The sequence below is a fragment of the Nitrospira sp. BLG_2 genome, assembly GCF_049222245.1.
Genome location: NZ_JBLYIG010000335.1, coordinates 1 through 2,456, shown reverse-complemented (window position 1 = coordinate 2,456; position 2,456 = coordinate 1). Strand labels below are relative to the sequence as shown.

The 2,456-nt window shown below is 61.9% G+C and carries 2 protein-coding genes; both read left to right on the top strand.

Annotated elements, in window-relative coordinates; translation table 11 throughout:
* On the top strand, window positions 1-1,218 hold a 1,218-nt coding region (gene odhB, locus ACOSYY_RS09250; RefSeq protein WP_421661981.1), incomplete at its 5' end, for a 2-oxoglutarate dehydrogenase complex dihydrolipoyllysine-residue succinyltransferase.
* A 51-nt stretch (window positions 1,219-1,269) separates the two neighbouring features.
* Window positions 1,270-2,456 (top strand): dihydrolipoyl dehydrogenase (gene lpdA, locus ACOSYY_RS09245; protein ID WP_421661980.1); only part of this gene is annotated, 1,187 nt, incomplete at its 3' end.

Here is a 2,456-nt window from a genome sequence, read left to right as displayed (position 1 = left end):
GGGGAATCAATTACCGAGGTCCAGATAGACGAGTGGTTGAAATCGCCGGGTGAGGTCGTCCTCCAAGATGAGCCGATCGTCGCGCTCGAGACGGAGAAGACCTCACTCGACTTGCCCGCGCCCGTGTCGGGCGTTCTCGTCAAGGTGCTCAAGAAGAAGGGCGAGATGGCCCGCGTCGGCGAAGTGATCGCGTACCTGGATGAGGCAGCGGTTCCGAAAGATGCGACAACCCCGGCGACTTCCGCCGAGACACCCGCAAGCACACCGGCCTCCAAGCCACAGTCGGTCTCGATGCCCGATACGGCGCGAGTGATGCCGGCCGCCCGCCGGCTTTTGAACGAGCACCGGCTCAACGTCGAGGAGCTGACACCGACCGGACCCGGCGGCAGAGTGCTCAAAGAAGACGTCCTTCGTCGTCTGGAAGAGCATCCGTCCCAAGCATCCGCCTCTGCGGTCGAGACGGTTTCCGAAGCGGAGGTTGCTCCGCCTAGGTCCGCACAGCGTCAGCCGATGAGCAGCCGCGATGAAGAAGCGGTGCCGATGAGCCTGCTCCGGCGCCGCGTCGCCGAGCGGCTTGTACAGGCCCAACAGACTGCCGCCCTGCTCACGACGTTCAACGAGATCGACATGACGGGAGTGACGGCCTTAAGACATCAGCTTCAAGAGAGCTTCCAGCAGCGTTACACGGTGAAGCTCGGCCTCATGTCTTTCTTCGTGAAAGCGGTGATCGAGGCGCTCAAGCTGATTCCGGAGCTGAACGCCGAGATCCGAGGCGCGGAGATCGTGTATCGCCACTATTATGATATCGCGATCGCGATCGGCAGCGGGCGCGGCCTGGTGGTGCCGGTGTTGCGGAACGCCGAGCGCCTGAGCTTTGCCGAAATCGAGACCGCTATCGCCGATTTCGCTCGCCGCGCGCAGGCCAATCGGCTCACGTTGGAAGAATTGCAGGGGGGAACCTTCACGATCTCGAACGGTGGAGTGTATGGCTCGCTGCTATCGACGCCGATCGTCAATCCCCCTCAGAGCGGGATCCTTGGACTTCATGTGATTCAGGATCGACCCGTGGCTCGGGACGGGCAGATCGTGCTCCGGCCCATGATGTACGTGGCCCTCACGTATGATCATCGGATCGTGGACGGCCGCGAGGCGGTGACGTTTCTCAAGCACATCAAAGCCTGTATCGAAGAACCCGCCCGCATTCTCTTGGAGATTTAGAGGAAGGTTAGGTTGGTTAAGGAGCGCATTCCGGTGAAAAGGAGCTAAAAGATGGCTGCTCAGGACGAGCATGATTTGATCATCATCGGCGCCGGTCCTGGAGGCTATGTCGCCGCCATCCGGGCTGCCCAACTTGGGATGAACGTGGCCTGCGTGGAGCGAGAACCCGCGCTCGGCGGAACCTGTCTCCGTGTGGGATGCATCCCGAGCAAGGCGCTTCTCGAGTCGAGCGAGCTCTTCTCCGTTGCCAAGCCAGCGGAACGGCGCGTCTTGGCGCGCCGGGGTCGGGAGGGTGAGACCAGTGACTTCGGGGCGCACGGCATTCGACTTGCGGGCGTGACGCTCGACCTTGGGGCCATGCTGGGACGGAAAAACGAGATTGTGGAGCGTCTCACGAAAGGCGTTGACGGTCTCTTCCGGAAGCACAAGATCACTCGGTACGTTGGGCACGGGCGCATCTCGGGGCCCGGGGCGGTCATTGTCGAGACCGGCAAGGAAACCGTGGCTCTGAAGGCCCGCCGGATTTTGATTGCGACCGGTAGCGCGCCGGCGAATCTGCCTGGAGTCAGGCTTGATGGCGACCGCATCGGCACCAGCACCGAGGCGCTCGGCTATCCCGACGTGCCGGATCATCTCGTAATCATTGGAGCGGGATATATCGGCCTCGAACTCGGGTCCGTGTGGTGCCGGCTCGGCGCCAAAGTCACGGTCGTCGAGTATCTGGATCGCATCCTTTCGGGGATGGACGTGGAGATCGCCGCCGAGGCGAAACGGATGCTTGAACGGCAGGGCCTCGACTTTCACCTCGGCAGACGCGTGATGGGGGCGCAGGTGGAGGGCCATCACTGTATTGTGGAGTGCGAAGGTGCCGAGCCCATCCGGTGTGATCGTGTGTTGGTGGCCGTGGGGCGCATCCCGGTGACGACGAACCTTGGACTGGAGACCGTCGGCATCACGCTTGACGAGCAAGGCCGCATCTCCGTGGACGAGCACTTCGGCACGAGCGCAACCGGAATCTATGCCATCGGCGATGTCATTCGAGGCCCGATGCTCGCCCACAAGGCATCGGAAGAGGGAATCGCCTGTGTGGAAACGCTTGCAGGCGGCTATGGCCATGTGCACTATGAGGCAATTCCCAGTGTAGTCTATACGTACCCCGAGATCGCCTCGGTCGGAAAGACGGAGGAGGAACTCCGAGAGGCGAAGATCGACTACAGGAAGGGCATCTTTCCGTTTCT